Here is a 6,783-nt window from a genome sequence, read left to right as displayed (position 1 = left end):
CCCGTGCCGACCAACGGTCGGCACCCACCATCAGCAGCAGGTTCCAACAGATCGCGGAAATCTGTCGAAGGCGGGGTGGGTCCGGTTGAGGGGGCGTGAGCCGCATGGATGCGGCGAACGAGCTTACATGGACGTACTTGCAGCGTCCCCCTCAATCGGACCCACCCCGCCATCCCACGGATAGCACGCTTTTGCCGTTGCCGTTGCCGTTGCCGTTGCTCCAAGCAGGTGCATGGCGCAGCCCTGCCGAGCACCCCTTACCTCAGCTGGCTGTCCTTGCTGCCACGCCGGTTGTAACCGGCATGCGCCTGCTCTTCTTCGTCATGCGCCTGCTGGCACGCCACGCACAGGCGAACTCCCGGCACAGCACGACGTCGCGCCAACGGAATCGGCGCTTCACATTCCTCACAGTGCTCGAGGCCCGGGCCCTGCCGCAGCTGGCGGCGCGCGCGGGCGATCGCATCGTCGACGGTGGCGTCGATCTGGTCCTGGACCGCGCCATCTCCCGCCCAACCGGTGGCCATGGTCTTCCTCCGCAGGTGTGTCGCCTGATATGGGGACGATACACCCGCGCACAAAGGAGCAGGCCAGTGTTGCGCCGAGCCGTGCCCGGTGCGCCTTCAGCAAGCTGAGCAGAACGCCAACGGATCCAATCGGGGCGATCGCGACTTAATCCCCTCCGTCCCCTTTTTGCTTACCAGATCAGGTCGTCCGGCACCTGGAACTGGGCGTAATAGGCGTCGTCCTCGGCGTTGCCGGTGGAGATCTCGGCAGTCGAGCCCGGCTGGCCGTGGTCGACGATGATCGCCTCCGGAGCCCGCTCGCGCACCTTCTCGGCGGCGGCGCGCGGCAGCAGGGCGTAACCCTCGCCATTGGCGACGATGACCAGCACGCCCACCGACAGCGCCTTGCGCAGCTTGGGGTCGATCAGCAGGGTGCGGATCGCCGCGCCATCGCTGAAGCGATACTCGTCATCGCCCTTGTGGGGTACTGCATGGGCCGCGATGATCTGCTTCGCCTGTGCCTTCTGTTCCGCCTGCCTGGCCTGGGCATTGCGCTCGGCGGCCAGCGCACGGTCGCGCTCGACCTTCTCGGCACGGGCACGTTCAGCCTCACGCTGGACCTCGGCCGAGGCCGATTCGGCCTTGCCCTGGCGGGCCTTGGCCTGCTCCCGCGCGGCGGCGCTGGCCTGCGACTTCTTGGCCAGACCTGCCTTGAGCAATTGTTCCTGCAGCGCGTTGGGCTTTGCCATGGTTGGTACATACCGCGTGTAATCTTGGATGCTTCCATTCTACCGACGCCCCGCCGCCCCTGCATGGCAGTCCTGAAGTACCTCACCGGCTACCCCGAACCCCTGGTCGCCCAGGTCAGCGAACTGCTGGCGCAGGGCAAGCTCGGCCCCTGGCTGCAGCAGCGCTATCCCGACCCGCACGAGGTGCGCAGCGACCGCCAGCTGTACGACTACACCCAGGCGCTGAAAGATCGCTACCTGCGCAAGTCGGTGCCGCTCAACAAGGTCTGCTACGACAACACCCTGGAAGTGATCAAGCACGCGCTGGGTACGCATACCGCCATTTCCCGCGTGCACGGCAACCGCCTCAAGGCCAGCCGCGAGATCCGCATCGCTACGGTATTCCGCCAGGCGCCAGCGGCGTTCCTGCGCATGATCGTGGTGCATGAGCTGGCCCACCTGAAGGAAGCCGACCACAACAAGGCCTTCTACCAGCTGTGCCAGCACATGGAACCGGATTACCTGCAGCTGGAGTTCGATACCCGTCTGTACCTGACCGAGCTGGCCAACCGCAGCCAGCGCTGACCGGCCGCAGCAGCTACACTGCGCGCCCCCTGCCCGACCTGCCCGCCATGGAACCGATCCGTCTCGACAAACGCCTGTCCGCCCTGCTCGGCATCCCCCGCGGCGAAGCGCGGCGCTATATCGAAGGCGGCTGGGTAACGGTCGACGGCGAAGTGGTGGAACAGCCACAGCGCCCGGTCGATGACAGCGTGGTGATCGTCGTGGCCGAGCAGGCCCGTGATGAAAAGGCCGAGCGGGTCAGCATGCTGCTGCACAAGCCGGCCGGCGTTGCTGCTGAGACCCTGTGTGCGCTGGTCAGCAGTGACAGCCGCAGCGAACTTGATGCCAGCGACATCCGTCCGTTGCAGCGCCATTTCCACGGCCTGCAGCTGGCCGCTGCACTTCCGGCCAGCGACAGCGGCCTGGTGGTGGTCAGCCAGGATCCGGCCACGCTGGCCCATCTACAGCGCAATCTGGGCCGCACCGAACAGGAATACCTGATCGAAGTGGCCGAAGGCGGCCCCGAGCGAGGACCGTGGCTGCTGGCGCGGCTGCAGCAGGAATCCGGCGGCGCGAAGGTCAGCTGGCAAAGCGAGCAGCGCCTGCGCTTTGCCGGCAAGGGGCTGACCGCCAAGGGGCTGCGCGTGTCGGTGACCGCCGCCGGGCTGCAGGTGCTGGCCGTGCGCCGACTGCGCATCGGCCGCGTGGCATTGGGGCCGCTGCCGCCGGCGCAGTGGCGTTACCTGGGCAGCGACGAGCGGTTCTGAGGCCTGCGGGTCAGGGCCCTTTCCTGCAGAAACGGGTCCGCCCCCCATCCGTGACGCCCGCGGGGTCGGATCCCTTGCCGAAGTCAAGGGCGCTGACGCCCTATCGATCCTGCAGGCATTCCTTCACGCAGGGCGTGGATCTACCATCGAGGCATGAGCCTGCCCATGCCCCTGTGGCGACGCCTGTTGCGCGTCGCTGCAATCATCCTCGCCGCGCTGTTGCTGCTGGTCCTGTCCGGGCTGCTGCTGGCCGACCATCTCACGCCACAGGCACAGGGCGCGCCCTCGCATGTACTGCCATTGCAGCCGGCGCAGACCCGCATCGACCAGCAGATCGTGCCGCTGCAGGACGCGCATCCCGGGCAATCAGGCGTAGCGTTCCTCAGTGATGGCATGGATGCCTTCGCCGCGCGCGCGATGATCACCGCGCACGCTGGCCGCAGCCTGGACCTGCAGTACTACATCTGGCACGACGACCTGATCGGCCACCTGATGGCCAAGGCGCTGCATGACGCCGCCGAGCGCGGTGTGCGCGTGCGCATCCTGCTCGATGACATGAACGCCAAGGACAAGGACGCGCTGATGATGGCGCTGGACCGGCACCCCAACATTGAAATCCGCCTCTACAACCCGTTCCGCAACCGGACCGGCATCCTGCGCGTGGTAGAGATGGTGCAACGCTTCTTCAGCGTGAACCACCGCATGCACAACAAGAGCTGGATCGCCGATGGCCGCGTCGCGATCGTCGGCGGCCGCAACATCGGCGAGGAGTACTTCAGCGCGCGCACCGATGTGAACTTCCAGGATCTGGACCTGCTGGTCGCCGGCCCTGCCGTGGAGCAGGCCAACCGGATCTTCGACGACTACTGGAACAGCGAGGCCGCCATTCCGGTATCCGCGCTTGCCTTCCATACCGATGCACAGCTGCGCCTGCTGGTGCGCGAATCGGATCATGAGGCGCAGCGGGACGTGGCCCGGCCCTACCTTGCGCGCGTGGCCGAATCGCGCCAGCGGCAACGCCCGAGTCCCGAGCCATTGCACTGGAGCAGTGCAGTGCGCATCGTCTCGGACCCGCCGATGAAGCATCGCAGGGATGATCGCGCTGCCTGGCTGGTGTCGACCCTGATCAGCGAGCTGCAGGCCGCCCGGCACAAAACGTTGCTGATCTCACCCTACTTCGTGCCAGGCAACGAAGGCCTGGATGGCTTTTCGGCCATGGCCGGGCGGGGCGTGCAGGTCGGCGTGGTGACCAACTCACTGGCTGCCAACGACGTCGCCGCCGTGCACGGCGGCTACATGAGCTACCGCGTGCCGTTGCTCGAAGCGGGCGTCCACCTGTACGAACTGAAGGCGCAGGGGCAGTCCGGCGATGCCGGCATGTTCGGCAGCAGCGGCGCGAGCCTGCACACCAAGGCGTTCGTGGTCGACGACCGCCGCGGCTTCGTCGGCTCGTTCAACCTCGACCCTCGCTCGGCCTACCTCAACACCGAAATGGGCGTACTGTTCGACGACCCGGTGCTGGGGGCGCAGCTGCGCGATGAGTACCTGCGCCTGGCGGACCCCAGGCACAGCTGGTGGCTGGCGCTGGACGACCGAGGCCGGCTACGCTGGCTGGAGCGTGAACCGCCACCGCACTGGGTGGAGGCCGAACCCGGCGCGAGCCTGGGCAAGCGCTGGACCGCGCGGGCCATCAGCTGGCTGCCGGTCGAATCGCAGCTGTAGTACTCAGGCCGCCGGGCCGGCCTGGTCCTGTCCGGCATCATCCAGCGTTTCCACGCTGCGCCCATGCAGGCGCCGCCAGATCCAGCGCAATGCATGCGGCGGCGCTGAAGGCAGCTGCTCCAGCAGCGCCAGCATGCGGCTCTGGCTGGCATGCCCATGGCGGCACAACAGGCTGGCCGCTGCAGCGGCGCTGGCCAGGCGCAGGCTGTCGGCCAGCGCCCCTTCTGCATCCACCGCCAGGGCCTGGTGAACCGGCTCAGGCAGCTCCCATGCGGCGGCGACCCGCTGCGCCAACGGCAACGACCACTGCTGCAACATCTGCAGGGCCAACGCCGGCTCCACGGCCTCGCCGCGGGCCTGCGCTTCCTGCAGCAGCTGGCGCATTACCAGTGACGCGCCCAGTCCCTGCACCAGGCCCAGCCACTGCGCGGCGAAAGCATCACCGAAGGTAACCGTGCGTGCGTGGTCTGCAGCCGCGCGCGAGGCCAGCAATGCGTGCTCCCAGATGATCGTGCTGAACTGCGGGAACACTTCGCACTGCACCTGCATCACCGGCTGCACCAGTACCGCACTGATGATCTGCCGCACGCCTTCGGTACCCACCAGTGTCACCGCCCGCTGCAGGCTTTCGACCGGGCGCTCATGCACCTTGTAGGCCGGGCTGTTGGCGATGCGCAGCAGGTTGCCGGTCAGTACCGGGTCCTGACCGATGATCGCGGCCATCACCCGCGCTGAGGCGGCATCGTCGTTGACGGTCTGGATCAGCTGCGGCAGCAGTTGCGGCCGGCGGGGCAGCTGCCTGGCCGCCCAGTTGCGGTCCTGCAGCGCGCGCGCCACCGCCTCGCCCAGCCCTGCGGCCTGCACCGGCGTGGATTCACCGGCCAGACGCGGGTACAGGGCCAGCGCATGCAGGCCACGTTGCAGATGTGCAGCGATCTCGGCCGGGGGCAGCGCCTCGCCCTGCAGGCTCGCCGCTGCGGCGGCCACCGCCTGGCGGGACGCAGCAACCAGCCGCGACGGTGCCGCCCCGGTCGAACGCGCCAGCCAGCCGCGCAGCGATCGCCACCAGGCCGCTGTCATCGCCGCCCGCCCTGTCGTTGCAATGTCCTTGCCGTCACTGACCGCCCGCCTCTTCACGCCAATCCGGCCACCCGCCGTCGTCGCAGCATCGGCCGCACTTTCATCTTCTTTAACCGGAAGGCATGCGATGTCGACGGCACCGGCCAGGGGAATGGACTAGAATGGCGCCGCGCGACCCGTCCCCCAGCCATGACGACGTCGCTTTTTTTGTTTTGGGACCCTACCGTTCACTGGCCGTTCGCTGCAGTTCGCCGCTGATCGCGCCATCGGAGACGCCATGCTATTCGAAACCCTCGCCACCACCGGCCACGAACAAGTGGTGTTCTGCCACAACCACGATGCCGGCCTGCAGGCAATCATCGCCATCCACAACACCACCCTGGGCCCGGCCCTGGGCGGCGTGCGCATGCGTCCGTATGCCAGCACCGACGAGGCGCTGGCCGACGTGCTGCGGCTGAGCCGGACGATGACCTACAAGAATGCGCTGGCCGGCCTCAACGTCGGTGGTGGCAAGGCGGTGATCATCGGCGACCCGAAAGTGGACAAGACTGAAGTACTGTTCCGCGCCTTCGGCCGTTATGTCGACTCGCTGGGAGGGCGCTACATCACCGCCGAGGACGTCGGCACCGACGTCAACGACATGGAGAACATCTACCTGGAGAGCCAGTTCGTGACCGGCGTGCACCAGGTCCATGGCGGCTCCGGCGATCCGGCCCCGTTCACCGCCTACGGTGCGCTGCAGGCGCTGATGGCGGCGATGCGCTTCAAGTTCGGCCATGAGGAAGTGGGCAAGACCAGCATCGCAGTGCAGGGCCTGGGCCACATCGGCATGGAGCTGGTCAAGCTGCTGCGCGATCGCGGCGCCAAACTGTATGTCACCGACCTGGACAGCGCGCTGGTTGATCGCGCGGTCAGCGATTTCGGCGCCGAAGCGGTCAAGCCCGACGAGATCCACGAAGTGAACGCCGATGTGTTCGCACCGTGCGCGCTGGAAGGCGCGATCAACGCCGACACCCTGCCGCGGATCAAGGCGAAGATCATCTGCGGTACCGCCAACAACCAGCTGTCGAGCCTGGAAATCGGCGATGAACTGCATGCGCGCGGCATCCTGTATGCACCTGACTACGCGGTCAACGCGGGCGGCGTGATGAACGTGTCGCTGGAGATCGATGGCTACAACCGCGAACGCGCGATGCGCCTGATCCGCAGCATCTACCACAACCTCACCCGCATCTTCGAACTGTCGCAACGCGAGAACATCGCGCCGCAGCGGGCAGCCGACCGCATCGCCGAAAGCCGTATCCTGTCGATCGGCAAGCTGAAGATGCCGCTGGGTCGCAGCACCCCGCGCCTGGGCAACCTGCGCGGCGGCTGAGCCTGCCGATGTCGCGCCGGGCCTTTCGACCCGGCGCGACCGCC

At 67.3% G+C, this 6,783-nt stretch carries 7 protein-coding genes; 4 read left to right on the top strand and 3 right to left on the bottom strand.

Annotated features, from left to right (window positions below; translation table 11 throughout):
- Window positions 1–257 precede the first annotated feature (257 nt).
- Together ACM0O9_RS19375 and ACM0O9_RS19370 are read right to left on the bottom strand one after the other, a co-directional pair.
- A complete protein-coding gene (locus ACM0O9_RS19375) occupies window positions 258–524 on the bottom strand; it encodes a DksA/TraR family C4-type zinc finger protein (protein ID WP_005418184.1) in 267 nt (88 codons plus the stop codon).
- Window positions 525–694: 170 nt separating this feature from the next.
- Complete coding sequence (locus tag ACM0O9_RS19370; RefSeq protein ID WP_005418186.1) at window positions 695–1,252, bottom strand: DUF2058 domain-containing protein; 558 nt, start codon at window positions 1,250–1,252, stop codon at window positions 695–697.
- A 63-nt stretch (window positions 1,253–1,315) separates the two neighbouring features.
- On the opposite strand from ACM0O9_RS19370, the gene ACM0O9_RS19365 reads away from it, so the two are divergent.
- The 3 genes from ACM0O9_RS19365 (at window position 1,316) to ACM0O9_RS19355 (ending at window position 4,284) form a co-directional block, all read left to right on the top strand.
- Window positions 1,316–1,816, top strand: a complete 501-nt coding sequence (locus ACM0O9_RS19365) for a M48 metallopeptidase family protein (protein ID WP_065185472.1) — start codon at window positions 1,316–1,318, stop codon at window positions 1,814–1,816.
- A 47-nt stretch (window positions 1,817–1,863) separates the two neighbouring features.
- Window positions 1,864–2,562 (top strand): RNA pseudouridine synthase, encoded by a 699-nt coding sequence (locus ACM0O9_RS19360; protein WP_164230334.1) that lies wholly within the window; start codon window positions 1,864–1,866, stop codon window positions 2,560–2,562.
- A 165-nt stretch (window positions 2,563–2,727) separates the two neighbouring features.
- On the top strand, window positions 2,728–4,284 hold the full coding sequence (locus ACM0O9_RS19355; RefSeq protein ID WP_231114083.1) for a phospholipase D family protein: 1,557 nt from the start codon (window positions 2,728–2,730) through the stop codon (window positions 4,282–4,284).
- A gap of 3 nt (window positions 4,285–4,287) precedes the next feature.
- On the opposite strand, the gene ACM0O9_RS19350 is transcribed toward ACM0O9_RS19355, so the two are convergent.
- Complete coding sequence (locus ACM0O9_RS19350) at window positions 4,288–5,364, bottom strand: HDOD domain-containing protein (RefSeq protein ID WP_065185469.1); 1,077 nt, start codon at window positions 5,362–5,364, stop codon at window positions 4,288–4,290.
- A 277-nt stretch (window positions 5,365–5,641) separates the two neighbouring features.
- Here ACM0O9_RS19350 and ACM0O9_RS19345 point away from each other — a divergent pair, with 277 nt between their 5' ends.
- Window positions 5,642–6,739 (top strand): Glu/Leu/Phe/Val dehydrogenase dimerization domain-containing protein, encoded by a 1,098-nt coding sequence (locus tag ACM0O9_RS19345; RefSeq protein ID WP_004153019.1) that lies wholly within the window; start codon window positions 5,642–5,644, stop codon window positions 6,737–6,739.
- Window positions 6,740–6,783 lie beyond the last annotated feature (44 nt).

Origin of the sequence: Stenotrophomonas sp. FR012, from assembly GCF_047520565.2 — a bacterium.
Classification (GTDB): domain Bacteria; phylum Pseudomonadota; class Gammaproteobacteria; order Xanthomonadales; family Xanthomonadaceae; genus Stenotrophomonas; species Stenotrophomonas sepilia.
The sequence above is the reverse complement of the archived record's forward strand: the minus strand, read 5'-3'. Positions and strand labels throughout refer to the sequence as shown.